Origin of the sequence: Rhodoblastus sp. 17X3 (genome assembly GCF_030056575.1) — a bacterium.
Lineage (GTDB): Bacteria > Pseudomonadota > Alphaproteobacteria > Rhizobiales > Beijerinckiaceae > Rhodoblastus.
In genome coordinates, this window is sequence record NZ_JASHHX010000001.1 from 125,827 (window position 1) to 141,348 (window position 15,522).

At 60.9% G+C, this 15,522-nt stretch carries 24 protein-coding genes and 1 tRNA gene; 6 read left to right on the forward strand and 19 right to left on the reverse strand.

The window, feature by feature from the left end; genetic code table 11:
- Positions 1 to 52: 52 nt before the first annotated feature.
- Genes yidC through rpmH form a run of 3 tightly spaced genes read right to left on the reverse strand, consistent with a single transcriptional unit; the run spans position 53 to position 2,500 of the window.
- A complete protein-coding gene (gene yidC / locus QM467_RS00545) occupies positions 53 to 1,879 on the reverse strand; it encodes a membrane protein insertase YidC (protein WP_283364328.1) in 1,827 nt (608 codons plus the stop codon).
- Between the two features lie 2 nt (positions 1,880 to 1,881).
- A complete protein-coding gene (rnpA, locus tag QM467_RS00550) occupies positions 1,882 to 2,334 on the reverse strand; it encodes a ribonuclease P protein component (protein WP_283364329.1) in 453 nt (150 codons plus the stop codon).
- Positions 2,335 to 2,365: 31 nt separating this feature from the next.
- Positions 2,366 to 2,500 (reverse strand): 50S ribosomal protein L34, encoded by a 135-nt coding sequence (gene rpmH / locus QM467_RS00555; protein WP_283364330.1) that lies wholly within the window; start codon positions 2,498 to 2,500, stop codon positions 2,366 to 2,368.
- A gap of 287 nt (positions 2,501 to 2,787) precedes the next feature.
- Here rpmH and QM467_RS00560 point away from each other — a divergent pair.
- Positions 2,788 to 2,864: transfer RNA gene (locus tag QM467_RS00560), tRNA-Arg, on the forward strand.
- Positions 2,865 to 3,013: 149 nt separating this feature from the next.
- On the opposite strand, the gene QM467_RS00565 is transcribed toward QM467_RS00560, so the two are convergent.
- The gene (locus tag QM467_RS00565) at positions 3,014 to 3,307 is read right to left on the reverse strand and encodes a hypothetical protein (protein WP_283364331.1); all 294 of its coding nucleotides are present in this window, start codon (positions 3,305 to 3,307) and stop codon (positions 3,014 to 3,016) included.
- 281 nt (positions 3,308 to 3,588) lie between these two features.
- Positions 3,589 to 3,852, reverse strand: coding sequence for a hypothetical protein (locus tag QM467_RS00570; RefSeq protein ID WP_283364332.1), 264 nt, complete (start codon positions 3,850 to 3,852; stop codon positions 3,589 to 3,591).
- A gap of 142 nt (positions 3,853 to 3,994) precedes the next feature.
- Here QM467_RS00570 and QM467_RS00575 point away from each other — a divergent pair, with 142 nt between their 5' ends.
- Positions 3,995 to 4,363 carry a TusE/DsrC/DsvC family sulfur relay protein gene (locus tag QM467_RS00575; protein ID WP_283364333.1) on the forward strand — a complete coding sequence of 123 codons (369 nt, stop codon included), beginning with the start codon at positions 3,995 to 3,997 and terminating at the stop codon, positions 4,361 to 4,363.
- A gap of 320 nt (positions 4,364 to 4,683) precedes the next feature.
- Entirely contained in the window at positions 4,684 to 5,052 is a 369-nt protein-coding gene (locus QM467_RS00580; protein ID WP_283364334.1) for a cupin domain-containing protein, read from the forward strand.
- Between the two features lie 123 nt (positions 5,053 to 5,175).
- On the opposite strand, the gene QM467_RS00585 is transcribed toward QM467_RS00580, so the two are convergent.
- Positions 5,176 to 5,496, reverse strand: a complete 321-nt coding sequence (locus QM467_RS00585; protein ID WP_283364335.1) for a hypothetical protein — start codon at positions 5,494 to 5,496, stop codon at positions 5,176 to 5,178.
- A gap of 10 nt (positions 5,497 to 5,506) precedes the next feature.
- Positions 5,507 to 6,190 (reverse strand): hypothetical protein, encoded by a 684-nt coding sequence (locus tag QM467_RS00590; protein ID WP_283364336.1) that lies wholly within the window; start codon positions 6,188 to 6,190, stop codon positions 5,507 to 5,509.
- Positions 6,191 to 6,263: 73 nt separating this feature from the next.
- On the opposite strand from QM467_RS00590, the gene QM467_RS00595 reads away from it, so the two are divergent.
- Together QM467_RS00595 and QM467_RS00600 are read left to right on the forward strand one after the other, a co-directional pair.
- Entirely contained in the window at positions 6,264 to 6,506 is a 243-nt protein-coding gene (locus QM467_RS00595; protein ID WP_283364337.1) for a helix-turn-helix domain-containing protein, read from the forward strand.
- A gap of 279 nt (positions 6,507 to 6,785) precedes the next feature.
- Positions 6,786 to 6,980: a hypothetical protein gene (locus QM467_RS00600; RefSeq protein ID WP_283364338.1), complete on the forward strand. Its 195-nt coding sequence runs from the start codon at positions 6,786 to 6,788 to the stop codon at positions 6,978 to 6,980.
- A gap of 403 nt (positions 6,981 to 7,383) precedes the next feature.
- On the opposite strand, the gene QM467_RS00605 is transcribed toward QM467_RS00600, so the two are convergent.
- The 9 genes from QM467_RS00605 to QM467_RS00645 all read right to left on the reverse strand — a co-directional run bounded on the left by QM467_RS00605 (position 7,384) and on the right by QM467_RS00645 (position 13,124).
- The gene (locus QM467_RS00605) at positions 7,384 to 8,085 is read right to left on the reverse strand and encodes a VIT1/CCC1 transporter family protein (protein ID WP_283364339.1); all 702 of its coding nucleotides are present in this window, start codon (positions 8,083 to 8,085) and stop codon (positions 7,384 to 7,386) included.
- Positions 8,086 to 8,286: 201 nt separating this feature from the next.
- Entirely contained in the window at positions 8,287 to 8,559 is a 273-nt protein-coding gene (locus QM467_RS00610; RefSeq protein WP_283364340.1) for a hypothetical protein, read from the reverse strand.
- Complete coding sequence (locus QM467_RS00615; protein WP_283364341.1) at positions 8,556 to 9,095, reverse strand: hypothetical protein; 540 nt, start codon at positions 9,093 to 9,095, stop codon at positions 8,556 to 8,558. Before QM467_RS00615 ends, QM467_RS00610 begins: the two co-directional genes overlap by 4 nt.
- On the reverse strand, positions 9,092 to 10,471 hold the full coding sequence (locus QM467_RS00620; RefSeq protein ID WP_283364342.1) for a DNA-packaging protein: 1,380 nt from the start codon (positions 10,469 to 10,471) through the stop codon (positions 9,092 to 9,094). Before QM467_RS00620 ends, QM467_RS00615 begins: the two co-directional genes overlap by 4 nt.
- A complete protein-coding gene (locus QM467_RS00625; RefSeq protein WP_283364343.1) occupies positions 10,464 to 11,105 on the reverse strand; it encodes a hypothetical protein in 642 nt (213 codons plus the stop codon). The genes QM467_RS00620 and QM467_RS00625 overlap by 8 nt, the downstream gene beginning before the upstream one ends.
- A gap of 1 nt (position 11,106) precedes the next feature.
- Positions 11,107 to 11,418: a hypothetical protein gene (locus QM467_RS00630; protein ID WP_283364344.1), complete on the reverse strand. Its 312-nt coding sequence runs from the start codon at positions 11,416 to 11,418 to the stop codon at positions 11,107 to 11,109.
- 19 nt (positions 11,419 to 11,437) lie between these two features.
- A complete protein-coding gene (locus QM467_RS00635; protein ID WP_283364345.1) occupies positions 11,438 to 11,749 on the reverse strand; it encodes a hypothetical protein in 312 nt (103 codons plus the stop codon).
- Positions 11,749 to 12,408 carry a hypothetical protein gene (locus QM467_RS00640; protein ID WP_283364346.1) on the reverse strand — a complete coding sequence of 220 codons (660 nt, stop codon included), beginning with the start codon at positions 12,406 to 12,408 and terminating at the stop codon, positions 11,749 to 11,751. The genes QM467_RS00635 and QM467_RS00640 overlap by 1 nt, the downstream gene beginning before the upstream one ends.
- Positions 12,405 to 13,124 carry a hypothetical protein gene (locus QM467_RS00645; RefSeq protein ID WP_283364347.1) on the reverse strand — a complete coding sequence of 240 codons (720 nt, stop codon included), beginning with the start codon at positions 13,122 to 13,124 and terminating at the stop codon, positions 12,405 to 12,407. Before QM467_RS00645 ends, QM467_RS00640 begins: the two co-directional genes overlap by 4 nt.
- A 75-nt stretch (positions 13,125 to 13,199) precedes the next feature.
- Here QM467_RS00645 and QM467_RS00650 point away from each other — a divergent pair, with 75 nt between their 5' ends.
- On the forward strand, positions 13,200 to 13,490 hold the full coding sequence (locus QM467_RS00650; protein ID WP_283364348.1) for a hypothetical protein: 291 nt from the start codon (positions 13,200 to 13,202) through the stop codon (positions 13,488 to 13,490).
- Between the two features lie 116 nt (positions 13,491 to 13,606).
- On the opposite strand, the gene QM467_RS00655 is transcribed toward QM467_RS00650, so the two are convergent.
- Genes QM467_RS00655 through QM467_RS00665 form a run of 3 tightly spaced genes read right to left on the reverse strand, consistent with a single transcriptional unit; the run spans position 13,607 to position 15,506 of the window.
- Positions 13,607 to 14,731, reverse strand: a complete 1,125-nt coding sequence (locus tag QM467_RS00655) for an AAA family ATPase (protein ID WP_283364349.1) — start codon at positions 14,729 to 14,731, stop codon at positions 13,607 to 13,609.
- 59 nt (positions 14,732 to 14,790) lie between these two features.
- On the reverse strand, positions 14,791 to 15,030 hold the full coding sequence (locus QM467_RS00660; RefSeq protein ID WP_283364350.1) for a hypothetical protein: 240 nt from the start codon (positions 15,028 to 15,030) through the stop codon (positions 14,791 to 14,793).
- The gene (locus QM467_RS00665) at positions 15,027 to 15,506 is read right to left on the reverse strand and encodes a hypothetical protein (RefSeq protein WP_283364351.1); all 480 of its coding nucleotides are present in this window, start codon (positions 15,504 to 15,506) and stop codon (positions 15,027 to 15,029) included. Before QM467_RS00665 ends, QM467_RS00660 begins: the two co-directional genes overlap by 4 nt.
- Between the last annotated feature and the right edge of the window lie 16 nt (positions 15,507 to 15,522).

Here is a 15,522-nt window from a genome sequence, read left to right on the forward strand (position 1 = left end):
CGACGCGCCTCGCCCAGTCCCTCTCCCCGCGCGGGCGGGGAGAGGGGGCGCGTCACGCCGCCTTGCGCGAAAAGGTCTTGCGCAGATTGTCGAACAATTCGACCTTCACGCCCGCCTGTTTCATGATCAGCGTCTGCTGAGCCACGGAGAGGACGTTGTTCCAGGTCCAGTAGATGACCAGACCGGCCGGGAATGCGCCGAGCATGAAGGTGAAGATCACCGGCATCCACGCGAACATGGTCTTCTGCACCGGATCGGTCGGCTCGGGGTTCATCTTCATCTGAACCCACATCGACACGCCCATGATCAGCGGCCAGACGCCGAGATGGAGCAGATGGCCGAACAGCGGCAGATGGGTCGGATCCACCGGCAGCAGCCCGAACAGGTTGAAGACATTGGTCGGGTCCGGCGCCGAAAGGTCCTTGATCCAGCCAAAGAAGGGCGCCTGGCGCATTTCGATGGCGACGAAGAGAACCTTGTAGAGCGCGAAGAAGACCGGGATCTGCAGCAGAACCGGCAGACAGCCGGAGACGGGATTGATCTTCTCCCGCTTGTAAAGCTCCATCATCTCCTGCTGCTGCTTCACCTTGTCGTCGGGATAAAGCTCCTGCAGCGCCTTGATCTTGGGCTGCATCTCCTTCATCCGCGCCATGGACAGATAGGAGCGGTTGGCCAGCGGGAAGAACAGGCCCTTGACGACGAGGGTGATGATGAGGATGGCGACGCCGAAATTGCCGACGAGCTTGTAGATTTCCTCGAGCAGCCAGAACATCGGCCGGGTCAGGAAGTGGAAATAGCCCCAGTCGATCAGCATGTCGAGCTTCTTGATGCCGAGATCGTTCTGGTAATGATCGAGAACCTTGGATTCCTTGGCGCCCGCGAAGACGCGGGTGGTGAGGACCATGTTCTCGCCGGGCGCGAGCGTCTTGGCCTCGCCAAAGACGTCGGCCTGGTATTGCGGCGTCACGCCGGGGAATTCGCGGAACCAGCCTTTGTAATTCTCGGCCGAGTCGGGAATGATCGCCGTCGCCCAATATTTGTCGGTGAAGCCGAGCCAGCCGCCCTGGGCGTAGCCGTCGACCGGCAGCACCTTGGCGTTGTTGGTTTCCTTGGCGATCGCGGCATAGGTCAGCTCGGTCGAGGGCTGGTCGGCGCCGACCACGCCGATGAAGCCTTCATGCAGGACGGCGTAGCCCGAGGTCTTGGGCAGGCCCTGCCGGGTCGCGCCGGCGTTGGGGAACAGGGTGACCGCCTCCTTGCCGCGGTTCTCGATCGTATCCGCCACCGTGAACATGAAGAACTCGTCGACCGAGACCTTGCGCTTGAAGATCAGCCCATTGCCATTGTCGAAGGTCAGGGTGACGGGCGTGGCCGGGGTCAGCTTGTCGCCGTCGGCGGTCCAGACCGTGTCGGCCTTGGGCAGGCTGAGCGTCACGCCGCGCGAGGCGACATAGTTGAAGTCGATGAAATAGCCGTCCGGCGCGCCCGAGGGCGAAAGCAGGACGATGTTCGGGCTCTTGGGGTCGGTCGTCTCGCGATAGTTCTTGAGCGAGACATCGTCGAGCCGCGCGCCCTTGAGCGCGATCGAGCCGAACAGGTTCGGCGTCTCGAGAGCGATTCGCTTGCTCTGGGCGAGCGCCTCCTCGCGGGTCAGGGGCGTCGGCGCGGCCAGGCGTCCCGGCTCGCCGGCGGCGCCTGATTGAGCCGGATTGCCTGCGGCGCCTGGCTGGGCCGGATTGCCCGGCTCGATCTGGTTGAGCTGGTTCAGGGTCTGGCGCGCCTGCTGAACCTTGGGCGCGCCATAGAAATGGTTCCAGCCGAGGATGACCAGGAGCGACAGGCCCATGGCGATGAGGAGATTGCGGGAATCCTGCTGCATGTTCAGAGGTCTTGCTTGCGGTCGGCGGCCTGTGCGGCGGGAGACCGGCCTGAGCCGGCCCGATGGATTTTCTTCAGGGCGCGGGCGAGTTCGCCGCGCAATTCGTCGAAGGGCGCGGCCAGGGCCTCGCGCCGCGCCGCGAGGACATAATCGCAGCGGAGCTGGAAAAGCGATTCGTCCGCCAGCCGGACCGCCTCGCGCAAGCGGCGCCGGATGCGGTTGCGGACGACCGAGTTGCCGACTTTCTTGGTGACGGTGAAACCGACGCGGGCCGATTCGACGCAATCCGGGGCGGGGTCGCGTTCACGCGCCTGCAGCACGAAGCTGTGCTGATGCTGGCGCCGCCCCTTGGCGGCGGAGACGAAATCGGCGCGCTTTTTCAGTCGCAAAACACCAAGACGCACGCCGGAGACGGCGTGCGTGGATAAGGTGTCGCCGTCTTCGGGACGGGTCATGGCGAAAGCCGGGCGCGCCGGCGTCGCGGCGTCAGGCCGAGAGACGCTTGCGGCCGCGGGCGCGGCGGGCGGCGACGACCTTGCGTCCGCCGACGGTGGCCATGCGCGCGCGGAAGCCGTGACGGCGCTTGCGCACGAGTTTGGAAGGTTGATAGGTCCGCTTCACGGGTCTGCTCCGGTTTGTCTGGGCGCGTCGACAAGGCCGGACGCCGCCATATTTTAAAAGGTTCGCGCTTGCCGCTCTTGCTCGCCGCCTTTGATCAGCGCCAATAACAAGAAACGACCACGGCGCGAAGCCGAAAATCGCGAGCGGCGTTATAGAGTCATGGTCCGCCAAAAGTCAACGCGAGGGAAATGAATTTGGCGCCGCCATGCATCTTTGCCTATTGCCAAGCCCGCCGAGAGCGGTTAAACACCGCGCCACTCGCCGGCCCGCTTGGTCCGACGCGTGATGCGCCCGTAGCTCAGCTGGATAGAGCACTAGACTACGAATCTAGGGGTCAGAGGTTCGAATCCTTTCGGGCGCGCCATTAAAATCAAAGAGTTACGAAGAAAAAGCCGGAGCGTATCGCCTCCGGTTTTTCTTTGGGGTAACTCCTAGGGTAACGATTGGCGCTCAAATCCCGCCTGCCCCGTCGACGACAGTAGCAGGCCTGCAGACTCAGGACATTGCCGGCGCTTACTCGGCCTGTTTGTCTCTAATGCGCGCCGTGACCTCTGCGAAGGATGGGCGCTGTCCTTGCGATGAGGCTTTCAGGGCTGATCTCAAGAATCGAACCGGGAAACACATCGCCTCGACGTTCGACGACCTGATCTCCGTGGGGCGACCTGCGCCAGTCGCAATGCCTCGCTCGACCTCCGCGAGCATGAGGCCCACCTCTTCCTCGTCGAGAACTTTCTTGTCCACGAGCGCCTGAAAAAGCGCGGCAAGCACGGCATAGACGCCTTCGAGCTGCAAATTCGCTGTGTTCATGGGGGTGTTCCCGTCGTTTGGAAAACTTGGGCGAATTGTCCTATCGTCCCGAAGATAGCACCGAATCCTTACAGTCGTTCATCAGCGCCGCACCAGCGACCTCCTCGGCCGCGATGGTCGCTCCGAACGCCGCCTTCAGTTTGTCGCGGACGCCGGCCGATAGCGAAAAACCCCGCAACCGGTTTTCACCGTGCGGGGCCTGATCCTTGGCGGCTGTACATCCGAGCGCGCCTTGGAATTGAAGTCAGCTTAACCGGCGCTTGTGTCATTATGAAGGCTCGTCACTCCACATAGGCGCAATCGGCCCCGTTGATGATTCCAGTTTGCTCGGCGAGGCCATCCGCATCCCCAATCCCGCTCTCGTCTTCTTCGTCAAGATCATCTTCGCGATCAGGTTCCTCCTCGAAGTCGTCGTCGCCATCGATCTCGTCGAGGAGCAGGATCAGGCTCTCGATCGCGTCCTCGATCAGCCGGCGCATCCCTGGCCGGAACTCGATGAAGGTGCGGGGCGTGGGGCTATTCATCGCTCGCTCCAGCCTTTTCATAAAGCTCGTAATAGGTTTTCATCGCTGCGGTCGCCCAGCATCGTTCGCGGCGGAAAACGATCTTGACATCCCGCGAGGCGAGGCTCAGCCTTCGATGCTTATTTCCCAAGCACAGTAAAAAAAAGCAATCGTGGAGGGAATCATGGTCTCCGAAACGCTGGACATCAACGCGCTGACGCGAGACGATAATCAGGATCCGGACTTTCCCGATGCGCCGAGCGCGTGGACGCGGCAGGCGGCAGAAGAAACCGCCAAAGAGGAAGGGCTGAAGCTTACCGACGCACATTGCGAATTGATACGGGCGCTGCAATACTATTATGCGCGCCATGACGAGCCCGTGATCAACATGCGCGAACTGCACGATGCGCTGGACGAGAAATTCCACTTCCTCGGCGGCCTCAAATATCTATACGAGATCCTCCCCGGCGGGCCGATTGCGCAAGGTTGCAGGCTGGCTGGGTTGAAGGCTCCGTTTATGGCGACCGACAACAGTTTCGGCAGCGTAGCCTGAGCTGCTGACGCAAGACCTTGAACTGGCAAACGATAAGCCCCCGGCAAAACCGGGGGCTTTTTAATGAGCGCCGCGCGAGCGTTTTCAAGCCGGCCCACCGCGATCGATCGAAAACGCGCCGTGCGGGGCCTGCTCCTTGGCTGCTGTACAATCGAGCTCGCCCAGAGCGCGGCCGCTGAATCTTCATTCTTCAATAGCGCCAGAAGCTCTGCCATTGACCACCGGACTTTTCACTCGGATGGGAACCAAACGCCTCTTAATGAGCTTGTTGAGCCAACGGAGTCGGCCGCCGCAGAACAACTCATAGTGGAGGACGCGACATGGTTGGCAAGCTCGAATGCAAACACATCGACAAGCCCGACGAGACACGCCTATTCAAGGATGGGAAGGGCAAAGTTGAAGTCGTCACACTTGGCGATCATACCTTCGGCCGTGGTGTCTTTGAGCCCGGTTGGCGCTGGTCGCAACACGTCAAGCCGATTGCCGGAACTCCATCCTGCCAAGCTTCACACACCGGCTATGTCCTTGAAGGTCATATGGTGGTGAAGATGGATGACGGCGCTCAGATCGAATACGGCCCCGGCGACGCCTTTTACATGCCGCCTGGCCACGATGCGTGGATTGTTGGCGACCAACGCTGCGTATTGATCGACTTTACCGGCGTAGCGAAATACGCGAAGCCTGCCTGAAGGGCGCAACGGTTAACGATGGGCATATCGCTCGAAACTCGAATGGTCGTTCCGCTTAACAAAAACGCCCGCCAGTGCATCCGTGGCGGGCGTCAGTTGGCATGAGCCGTCGGGTAGGAAAGCTCAGCTTGGACTCAAAGTGGGGGTGCTTTTTTCCTTCGACAAGGGCGCCACCGCTACGGCGTCATCATAGGCCTTGTGATATTGCGTGTGCGCCTCGCGGATTAGATCTTCAACGTGATTGATCGAAAACATCAGCACTTTCAAGAACTCGCTGCTGATCACGATTTTTCGGTCGCCGTCGCCCCCCACGTCTTCAGCGACATGGCGAACCTGGTCTTCAGCAAACTGGGTCAAAAGAACGGACATATTGAGAGCATTGAAGATTGGCATTTCCAGGCGGCGGAAAGCGTCCGCAAGGTGCTCGTCATTCGGATAGGCCATGGAACTCTCCTCAAACTGTCAAAGTGGGGCGGACGAACGACTGAAGCAGCGGCATCAGAAGATCCTCGTCGTGTATCTCATCCTTGAGTGGTGACGACATAACGTATTCAACCTTGATCCGCGCCTCCTCGATGTCGCGGCATTGGTAGGCCAGAAGGATGATGGTCAGTTCCCTTTCTGCGTCGTTCGTCTCTTGCCAACGCCGGTTGGCGGCGCTGAGCCCGAACGCTTCCTTGCGAGCTTCATCGGCGGCGAAATTCACATCGAGGGTGGCGATGCGTTCGACCTCCTTGGCGTCGATCGCTGCCAGCGCCTGTTCGGCTGCTGTCGGGTCAAGGCGGACGAGTCCCGACAGCTTCTTGCGCTGTTCTTCGAAATCGTCGGCGATGCCCTTCTTACAAAAATCATAGCCGTAGGTGAGCTCGTAGCTGCGGCCTGGACCGGCCGGCGTCAGCACAGGATCTGGGTATGCTTCATCATATCGATCCTGCGTCGCCTCCTGGAGATCGATGGCCTCGCAAAACGCCTCGCGCGCCGCCCGGTGTTTGGCGATCAGGCTGAGCAGATCGGAAGCTTCAGTGCCGTGCGCAGCGGCGGAGATCGCGCCGAACACGGTTGCAGCTGATCCGGCGGCAAGGAATAGGCGGCGAGAAGGCAAGCCGGTAGCGCTTGCCGAAATGGTGTTTTTCGACATGGGTTGCTCCCTAAGAGCAGCTTGTGATACAAAATGGATCATACATTAATGATCCAAAATTGGTCAAGACTCGATGACGAAAATTAATCAGGTAAGGGCGGCTCGCGGTCTTATTGGCTGGTCGCAAACACAGCTTGCGGAAGCTGCCGGCCTGTCCTTGCCGACCGTAAAACGCTTCGAGACGGACAATGGCGTGAAAGTTTCGGGCGACGCAGTTTCGAAGATGGTCGCCGCGCTAGAAGCCGCGGGCGTCGAGTTCATCGCGGAGAATGGCGGCGGCGCGGGGGTGAGGCTCAGAAAGTCCATGATCAACTAGGCTTGCGGCCATTCTACCGCTTGTCATCGATCTGACCTTCAAGTCTTCGACAAGCAAATAGCCTGCCGTTTAGCTCTAGGTTTCTACGCCTGATCAAGTATTGGTCATTTTTTTGCCTGTAAAATAAACAACAAAAATGATACCCTCCCGCATTCGTGATGTGCGAAAGCGACCACTGCGCGTTAATATTTTAGAGGACGTAGGAATTTGGCGCCGGTCGCTTGGTCGGACGGCGCGGCACGCTTGGCCTTTGCAACTGTATTCTCGCAGGAGGTTGAAATGCCGCAGACACTCCATGCTCCTCATTTCTCTTTTCACCTTCCTAAACTCTCGTCATCCGACGTCGGCGCTCTCGAATTTTTGGTCTGCGCTGCCGCCGTGCTGGCGCTAGTTGTCGTCCTTGCGATCGAATTCCCGCTTGGAAGGGACAACCCCGGGGATGACGGCACCTATATCGCCGCCTATCAACATTAAGCGCATAGGGCGACCGCGCTGGCGCATCCGTTTTCGCCAGCGCGTCCAGTTCGACGCCCTTATCAAGCGATGTTCCGGCGATGTCGTTCAGGTCATCGCCAAGGGCTTCCCCACGGGCGGCGGCGCGGCGCACGGTGCGCTCGTCCTTGCCGGTGGCGTCGGCTGTCGCTGATGTGAACACGCCCTCATCCGTTCGAACAAATTGTCCGTTCGGTCCACAATTGCCGTTCCGCTTCGTCTCCGGGTGCAGCGTCTCATAGATCGCCTTGCTCCGGGCGATGGCGCGCGCCTCCTGCGCCGGCTCTCAGAGAACGAGGCCCGCGAGGTCGCCAATGTCATGTTGGCGATGCGGATATTGACCAAGCGAAGTCGCGGCTGACGCGACCCGCTGCCGACGTTCACGTCAAACTTGCGTTCCGAAGACGAAGCCAATCCCGGCCGTGACCGCCATCGCCAACGCGCCCCAAAAGGTGACGCGGATCGTCGCCTGAAAAACCTTGGCGCCGCCAGTCCTGGCGCCGACGTAGCCCAACAGGGCCAGAAACAATAGGGAGGCGATGGATACGGTTTCCACTACGTGCGAGGCCGGCGTCGCCAGCGCCAGGACCAGCGGCAGGGCGGCCCCGACCGCGAACGAGGCTGCGGAAGCCAATGCCGCCTGCACGGGCCGCGCCCGGGTCAAATCCGATATACCGAGTTCGTCGCGAGCGTGGGCCGCGAGCGAGTCGCTCGCCATCAGTTGCTCGGCGACCTGCAGGGCGAGCGTCTTGTCCAGTCCGCGCTTCATGTAAATTCCTGCCAGTTCCTTCAACTCTCCCTCAGGATTTTCGCTGAGTTCGCTGCGTTCGCGGGACAAATCCGCCGTTTCGGAATCGGATTGGGAACTGACCGAGACATATTCGCCTGCGGCCATCGACATGGCGCCGGCGACGAGGCCGGCGACGGCCGCCGTGAGAATAGCCTGATGCGTTCCCTGGGCGCTGGCGACGCCGATAATCAGGCTCGAGGTGGAGAGCAGGCCGTCATTAGCGCCGAGAACCGCCGCCCTGAGCCAACCGAGGCGCTCGACGGCGTGATTTTCGCGATGTCCCCACGTTCGGACCATGATCTGCCGCCCCCTCAGCAAGTTGCCGAAGACCCTATCGGCGAGGCGCCATTGTCGAAAGATTCGGATTTTGCACAAGCCTGGATTTTGCAAATGGGCCCAACGAAATTGAGCTGATTACAAAACTGCCATGGCGAGAGTAACCCTCGAGACGCCGCACGCCAGTGCATCCGTGGTGGGTGTTCTGCTGTTCGGCGTCGGTCACGCCTGACCGGCCGCCGGCATCGTCAAAAGTTGCTCGCGCGCCATATCAATGAAAACCTTCGGCATAGCGAAGGCGACCGCGTCGGAAATTTCCGGGTTTAGCTCTTTAATAAGCCGTGAGACCTCGGATCCAATTCGGGCTAATTCGGCGTCAATTTCGGCCTGCGGTCGCCCCGCGAGATCCAGGCATGTTTCGTAAAGATATCGATCGGCGAACGGGGCAATCACCCCCCGAATGAGTTCGACAGCCTGCTTCAGTTCCGGCGTCATTTGCGCTTGCCCTCGTCTTCATCCTCGGGGCCAAATTCATCCCAGATCTTTTCACCCGTTTCTTTCAGGATGTGCAGAAGGTGGGCCACGTTCCGGAAGTTGGAGCCGCCGCTTATCATCGCGGTATAGACAAGCTTCCCGGTCATCTCAGCGATCAAATGGCCATTGGCCATGGCGGCAGCCGACAAGAATGGACGCGGCGGAATTTTCGACGTCCCCAGCTCGTGCCAGACCGCCTTCACGTTGTTCGATCCAACATAACCGGCAATGTCGCTTCCTTCATGAACCGGCGCCGTGATCTCGATCGACCGCTTAAGCTCGCCGGTTTCAAGCAATGGCGTGTCGCCCCTCGCCTTGTGCGCAATCGTCTCAGGCTTCAGCGCCGGCCAAAACGGCTGCGGGTGGCCGAGCATACCCTTCGCCTTGCGCTGAATGAGCTTGCAGCCCCTTACGACGGCAACCTCCTCGGCGAGGCGGATATCGGCCTCCATTGTCAGCAAATGAGCGGCAAATTCGCCTAGGGAAAAAGTCTTCATGTTGCATCCCCGGCTGATTTGGCTTGTTCGGCGTCCCATTCGACCGACCCAACCGCGTAGGTTCGCGCAATCGGCTCCGGAGCGTCCGCCTGCGCCATCGCGTCGCGCCGCATCAGTTCGAACAGCGCCGAGCCTTTGACCATCGTCTTGGTCATTAATTCCGTGAGCGCCCAGACCAGAGCGTCGAGGCGGTCCGGCGACTTGTTCGACCCGGGCTCAAAGCTGCAAAGCTGATCTTCCAGCTCGGCGAACATCCCGACGTGATGGACGCGGCCGTTCTCATAGAGTGCAGATATAGGTTCGGCGCGGGCGACCTTGCCGCGCGAGGCGTGGACGAGGGTGATGGCGACATTCGGATCGATGACTCGAATCGTGCTCTCCACCATCGCGCCGCCTTGGTTCGCTTCGGCGACGATCCGGTCGGCTTCCCATCGGTGATAGGCTCTGACCGCAATCGAGGCCCATTCGGTCGGCGAGTATTTGCCCGACAGATCTTCGAGAATGCAGCCCTCGGCGTTGTCGTCGATCGCGGCGACCACGATCCCGGTCTCGTCGCTCGTTTCGCTCACCGAAACGGCGGGATCGACCGCGACCACGATCCGCCGAAGGTTGACGCCCTTCCGGTCCTGCCAGCGGCTGGATTCGATCATGTCGCGGGTCCACAACGCGCCTTGGACGTCTTCGAGCAACTCGGCGTTCAATTCCTGCCGGCCGAGGCGCGTGCCTTCGTATTTCCGCACGATCTGCGAAAAGAATGTCGGCGCCAGATTCTCGCGGTTGTCATAGGTCGAGCCGCGCGTGACTCTCACGTCCTGGCCATCCTGCGCGACGAGCTGCTTGATGATTTTGAGCGGCTTCGGCGTCGTCGTCACAACCTGGCGCGGCCGTTCGCCAAGGCGCAGACCAAATTGCAGCATCGACCACGTTTCCTCGACATTGCGCCAGGCGGCCAATTCATCGGCCCATGCTGCGCCGTGTTGCGGCCCGCGAAGGCGCTCCGGCTCCTCGCTCGAAAACATCGTCGCAATGCAGCCGTTCGGCCATGTCAGACGGCGCTTTGACGGCTCATAGGTCGGTCGATTCCAGTCCGGACAGATCGACAGGATGCCGCTCTCGCCCTCGACCATCGTATCGCGCACGTCGCCCGCCGTAGGCCCCACCAAGGCGATACGGTGAACCTTGCCGGCCTCGGCGATCGATCGAACCCATTCGCTCCCGGTTCTGGTTTTTCCAAACCCACGGCCCGCCAAAATCAACCAGGTCGTCCATTCGTCGTCGGGCGGCGGTAATTGTTGGGGGCGAGCCTTCGACGCCCAATCGTCTTCGAGGGCTGAGGCCAGTCGCGCGAAGGGCGAATGGTCGGCGGAATCATGCACGGGTCGCCTCCATCAGTTTCGGCGGCGCCCCATTGATCATGGGCGCAGCGTTGTATTTTTCGTCGAGGCGCTTGAAGAGGGCGACGATATCGGCGCGGGCCTCCGGATGAGCGGCGCAGACCTGAATGAGCCCGGCCTGCAACTCGGAAAAGGGCTGGCTGTTGAGAATGGCGAAATTGTTTTGAACGTTGACGATCGTGCTGCTGGCAATAGTCGAGACTTGCCCCGTAACCCGGCCGATCTCCTTCAGGACGTCCGTCAGCCGAGCCGATATGGCTACGACGCCGGCGAGATCGTCCTTCGCCGCGAGGCGATCAAATTGGTAGAAAAGCGCCGATCGGAGAATGGCGTAATAATCGATCAGCGATTGGCTTTCTTCGGCGGCGACTTCCGCCAGCTTGGCGATCTTGCCCGCGCCGATCAGATACGACGCCTTGCGGTCGTCGCTGACATGGCGCTCCATGTGGCGCCAGATTGCATCCCGATGCAGGTCGAATTGCTCGGCCAGCTTGTCGAGGCTCACACCAGCGCAGCGAAGCGCCTCGATCCGAGGACGCTCAGGATGCTTGCACACGGTGCAACGGTTCTCCGGCGAGATTTTCCGTGAGCCGCTTTTCGGGTAGCCCTTCGGCATTTCAGCCCTCTTCCGCGACCCGGAAACCGTGAATGATCAGATCGGCAACGGCCTCGATCGGCGCGACGATCACGCCGTCGTCGTCAGCCGCGAACGCCTGTCCCCGCCACGAGCAGCCCGCGCGGGGCGAACCCATCAGCCGGATCGATCCGAGCGACGGAGCCGGCGCCACCTCTTCTTCGATCAAGGTAAAACCGGCGCCTGCCGTCAAGGAAGCGACCGCCTGTTCCGGAACGGAGACGGTGCCGTCGTCGTGAACGCGATATCGCTCGGTGCCGTAATTGCACTCATCGCAGCCGGGCGGCGCGATCAATCGGACCATATCCGTCATGTCACACCGCCGATCCGGTGAGGGGATCGCGCCAGACGAGGCCGTCAAAGACGATCCATTTGTTCAGCGTCGTGTCGATGAACTCGAAGCCGGGCGCGGCCGTGTAAGGCGGCGTCAGGGCGCCGGGCTTCGGCCGTGCGGATGTCGGACCCGACGGAGCGACATTCGCCCAGCCGTTGGCCATTAAAACTGCGGCGTCGAAGTCAGGGACATCGACATAACTGCCGGGCGCGGCGGAATAGGTGCGGCCGTTCGCAACAACACTCTGTTGCTGGATGTTCGGCGGCGGGAGTAGGCGGGTCGTAAGCTGCATCATTGTCTCCAATCGGATTCAGGACGGCCGCGAACCGACGCAGACCGCGCATTCGCTTCACGCCAAACCTTGTCGAACTGCTCGACGTTGCCGAGCCGGCGATTCAGATCCTCGACCTTCGAAAGGAGATCGTCAGCCTGCGCCAACAGCGCCTCGGCTTTGCGGAAATCGGCGTCACGCGGATCAATTCGGCGATAGTCGACGGGGCCGTCAGCCTTCCACAGATCAAGGACCGCCTCCGGATTGGCGGGGCGATCGACCAAGCTCAATTCCGACCAAGCAATCTTGGTGATGATCTTCGAGTTTTTCGGGTCGCGGCCCAAGACCTTGCCACCGATGCTCAGGCCTTTCAGGACGCCCGTCTGAACCTTCTTGATCGCGACCGGATCGACCACAGTCGCCTCGATCAGCGTCCGGTTCTTGTCGTCGATCTCGACGTGATCGACTTTGCCCGCCGCGTCCAGGCCGTGCATCGAGCGGAGGGCGCCTGTCCCATGCGCCATGAAGTCGGGAATGGCTTTGCGAATGGCCGAGGCGAGAACGATCTCGCCGGACCGGTCAACCTCTTCCGTCGAGGCGATGCCGGTGATGTGCAGCAGGCCGTCGTCGTCTTCCTCAACCTTGCGCAGCCGACCGTAGACGTGGAAGCGGGCGCTCATTGATCGAGGCCCTTCACAACACCGCCGGTCGTCTCGGCGATATGGGCGGACCATTCGAGCTGAGCGCGTCGAACATCGTCGGTTGACGGGCCGACCGGCTTCAGATCGCCGATTTTGGCGTCGTACTGCTCAAGCCAGCGAAGATGCTCAAGGCCGGAATTGGGAAGGCGCGAGTTGCGCTGATGACCCAGTAGGATCAGAGGCTCGCGGACGCCGAGGGCTTTGGCGATCAGTTTATTGTGATGCGCCGCGACTTCCTTCAATTCGTCGACGATCGGCGTGATCTCTTCGGCGAGGATGTCCAGGACGGCCAGTTCGATTTCCGCTTCGATGGCCTTGGCCTTGCGTTCGGCTTCGTTGAGTTGCTGGCGAAGCTGGCCAGCCGCCGTGCGCGCCGCCGCTGCCGTGGCGCGAGTCTCAGCCGAACGATTTTCGAGATCTTTGCGCTCCTCGATGCGCGGGCCGGGAGCGTCGCCCTTGCCGCTCGTCGCCCACGCCTGAACGTCTGCGGCCTCGCGGGCTTCGATGCCCGCCAGATCGGCGCTATAGGCGTGCTCAGCCTGTTCGGCCCCGCTCAGCCGCTCGATGGCCTGACGCAAGCCAGTCGCCTCGGAAAGATGCTCTTGCCGCTCTCCGAGCAGCTTGTTGACCATCTCGCGCCCCGGTGAGACGTTTTCGCCGTCGATGGGTTCGACGAGTTTCAATGTCTTGATCAAATTGGCCTCCTTCTGAGCGCGAAAAATCGTCGCGTTGATACCCTCAAGTTACCCTATTTGAGATTCGTGCCCAATATGACAAATCAAGACATTGAAAAAACATCAGAAAATATTTTTGAGCACCTGTTGTTGTATCAGGTGCGCGCTGTTTTTACGGGCCGGCGACCAAGCGGGAAATGGCGCCCGGATCGACGGAGAGAGGAAAACTCGGCGCTGCTGTTTTCGCCCTTTTGGGCGGAAAATCAGGGAGGTTTTCTTATGGCCAAGGTCAAGGCAAAAAAAATCCCGTCGCACGAGTGGAGAAGGCAGGGCGTCTTTTCCCTCCCAATTCCTCGCATGGTCCGCTCACTACTGCCCCACCTGTGAAGGTGCGGCGGGGCAAGGTGCGGCAAGTTCGGCGGATGTGGCGCCCCACCCAACCCCCTATAGGGGTGTGGGGTGGGGCGGGGCAGATTTTCCAGCCAATGTGAGGTGCGGCAAAATCAGTCATCGGCGAATGTCCCGACTTCGACGTAATCGCGAAGCTCTCGCTTAGCGTCCCGCTTCTGGGCGACGACGAGCATTCCTGACTTTTTCCAGATTTTCAGGAGGCCGATGATTTTGGCTTTGTGCTGCTTGTTGCCGGTGTCGAGTTGCATCACCTGCGCCACGGCCTTTCCGACCCAATCAGCCGCTTGCGAGTTATCCCGCCATTGGCCTGCGGCGACGGCGTCTTGAACGGCGCGGAGATCGGCGACGGTGACCTGGTCGAGTGGGTCAGGCCATTTCCATACGGTGACGACGCCGACGTGATCGCCGTTGCCAATCTCGACCGACGTGATTTTGTACCAATCGGATTTGTCCGGCGGCGGCGCCAGATTGCTTTTGCCGTTGTCGACGCGGAAATGGAGCCGGCGATGTTCGACGCCAGCTCTGGCGCCTTCGTCTTCGGTCATGACATTCAGCACGCGGGCTGATCTGGCGGCGGACAGGAGCGCCACAGCGCCGCGCCCGTCCTCGACGGTGACCTCGGCGCCATTGGTCTTGCGGACGTGGTGGACGAGTTCGACGGCGCATCCTGTGTCGTCGGCGATCTTCGCCCATGCCTTGGCGACGCGGTCGATTGCTCCGTTGTCGTTTTCCGTGACGCGGTGCGAACTGACGAAAGGGTCAATAATCACCACGTCGATCTTGTTGGCCATGATGGTCGCCTTGATGGCGTCGATCACCGGCGCGATGACCTGGGCGCCGTCTCTGGTCTGCTCGGCGATGACCAGATCCATATCGCGGCCGGAATCGACAAACAGGCGTCCCTCAAAGTCTGAGGCCGCCAAACCGTGTTTGACGGCGGCGGCCATGATGCGGCGTTGAAGCTCGTCTTCCGGGTCTTCCCCGTTCCACATCCAAACTTTGAATCTACCCGAAGGGCTGATCCCGAGCAGCGGCTTCCCGCTGGTCATCGCGAGCATCTCAACAATTCCCAGCGAGGATTTGCCAACGCCTCCCGGCGCGACCGTGGTGCTGATGAATTTACGGGTGTGATGGCCTCCATAGATAAATTGACGCTTTGGGATCGTGTCGGGCTCAATCCAGGCGAAAGGCTTGGCACGGATCGCCTTGCCGGGCATCGGCGGCTGGAAGGCCTCGCCCGGCTGCTCGTAGAACGGATCGAATGGGATGGGTTGTCTCATTCGGCAGCCTCACACATCTCCACCGGCGCGGCCATGACGGCCCGCACGGTCTTGAACTCGCGAAGAGCCGCGCGGGCGTGATCCGCGAAGCATTGCAGATCCCAAATGGCGCCGGCGTCGTCGGCGATCTCCAGATGGCCTTGCGCGAGTCGTGCGTAATGCATCGCCATGGCGAGGTTGCTGTGCGATTCTTCGCGGGCTTTTGTCGCCAATTCTTCGGAAGGGACGCTGGTCAATGGCCGCCCTCCCGCACAATCGTTTCAGCCGCGAAGCGGGCGATCAGCGCCGCCTCGGCGCGGCCGTGGTCTTTTTTGCGGGCGAAAAGTTCGGCGCGAGCCGGCCAGAGCTGCAGCGCGCGAGCGCGGGATTCCTCCTTGTCCGCCGACAACCCAAAATGCCGTTTCCATTTGCCGGGGGTGACGAAATTGACCGGGATTTTCAGCGCGGCGACGACGCCGATCAATGTCCCGTAGGCCTGCCCGAACTTGAACGTGCTCGAAACGCCCTGACCCGGCATCGATCCGACCCGCTCAATGATGGCGATATCGGGCTTCATGATCTCGAACCGCCGGGCAAGGGTGGCGGCGTCGACCTGACCATCCGCAACAGGGATATCTTCCGCCGAAACCGTCGAGGGATGGTCCGTGAAAACGAAGGCGATGGCGCCGGTCGTCACGCCAGGGTCGAAACTGGCAATGCAAGTATTGGTCATGACCGCACCTCGCGCG

What these genes read in the sequence shown, in the direction of transcription:
- yidC (WP_283364328.1), bottom strand. Translation starts at nt 1,879, where the DNA reads ATGCAGCAGGATTCCCGCAATCTCCTCATCGCCATGGGCCTGTCGCTC.
- rnpA (WP_283364329.1), bottom strand. Translation starts at nt 2,334, where the DNA reads ATGACCCGTCCCGAAGACGGCGACACCTTATCCACGCACGCCGTCTCC.
- QM467_RS00565 (WP_283364331.1), bottom strand. Translation starts at nt 3,307, where the DNA reads ATGAACACAGCGAATTTGCAGCTCGAAGGCGTCTATGCCGTGCTTGCC.
- QM467_RS00570 (WP_283364332.1), bottom strand. Translation starts at nt 3,852, where the DNA reads ATGAAAAGGCTGGAGCGAGCGATGAATAGCCCCACGCCCCGCACCTTC.
- QM467_RS00575 (WP_283364333.1), top strand. Translation starts at nt 3,995, where the DNA reads ATGGTCTCCGAAACGCTGGACATCAACGCGCTGACGCGAGACGATAAT.
- QM467_RS00580 (WP_283364334.1), top strand. Translation starts at nt 4,684, where the DNA reads ATGGTTGGCAAGCTCGAATGCAAACACATCGACAAGCCCGACGAGACA.
- QM467_RS00585 (WP_283364335.1), bottom strand. Translation starts at nt 5,496, where the DNA reads ATGGCCTATCCGAATGACGAGCACCTTGCGGACGCTTTCCGCCGCCTG.
- QM467_RS00590 (WP_283364336.1), bottom strand. Translation starts at nt 6,190, where the DNA reads ATGTCGAAAAACACCATTTCGGCAAGCGCTACCGGCTTGCCTTCTCGC.
- QM467_RS00595 (WP_283364337.1), top strand. Translation starts at nt 6,264, where the DNA reads ATGACGAAAATTAATCAGGTAAGGGCGGCTCGCGGTCTTATTGGCTGG.
- QM467_RS00600 (WP_283364338.1), top strand. Translation starts at nt 6,786, where the DNA reads ATGCCGCAGACACTCCATGCTCCTCATTTCTCTTTTCACCTTCCTAAA.
- QM467_RS00605 (WP_283364339.1), bottom strand. Translation starts at nt 8,085, where the DNA reads ATGGTCCGAACGTGGGGACATCGCGAAAATCACGCCGTCGAGCGCCTC.
- QM467_RS00610 (WP_283364340.1), bottom strand. Translation starts at nt 8,559, where the DNA reads ATGACGCCGGAACTGAAGCAGGCTGTCGAACTCATTCGGGGGGTGATT.
- QM467_RS00615 (WP_283364341.1), bottom strand. Translation starts at nt 9,095, where the DNA reads ATGAAGACTTTTTCCCTAGGCGAATTTGCCGCTCATTTGCTGACAATG.
- QM467_RS00625 (WP_283364343.1), bottom strand. Translation starts at nt 11,105, where the DNA reads ATGCCGAAGGGCTACCCGAAAAGCGGCTCACGGAAAATCTCGCCGGAG.
- QM467_RS00635 (WP_283364345.1), bottom strand. Translation starts at nt 11,749, where the DNA reads ATGCAGCTTACGACCCGCCTACTCCCGCCGCCGAACATCCAGCAACAG.
- QM467_RS00640 (WP_283364346.1), bottom strand. Translation starts at nt 12,408, where the DNA reads ATGAGCGCCCGCTTCCACGTCTACGGTCGGCTGCGCAAGGTTGAGGAA.
- QM467_RS00650 (WP_283364348.1), top strand. Translation starts at nt 13,200, where the DNA reads ATGACAAATCAAGACATTGAAAAAACATCAGAAAATATTTTTGAGCAC.
- QM467_RS00655 (WP_283364349.1), bottom strand. Translation starts at nt 14,731, where the DNA reads ATGCCCGGCAAGGCGATCCGTGCCAAGCCTTTCGCCTGGATTGAGCCC.
- QM467_RS00665 (WP_283364351.1), bottom strand. Translation starts at nt 15,506, where the DNA reads ATGACCAATACTTGCATTGCCAGTTTCGACCCTGGCGTGACGACCGGC.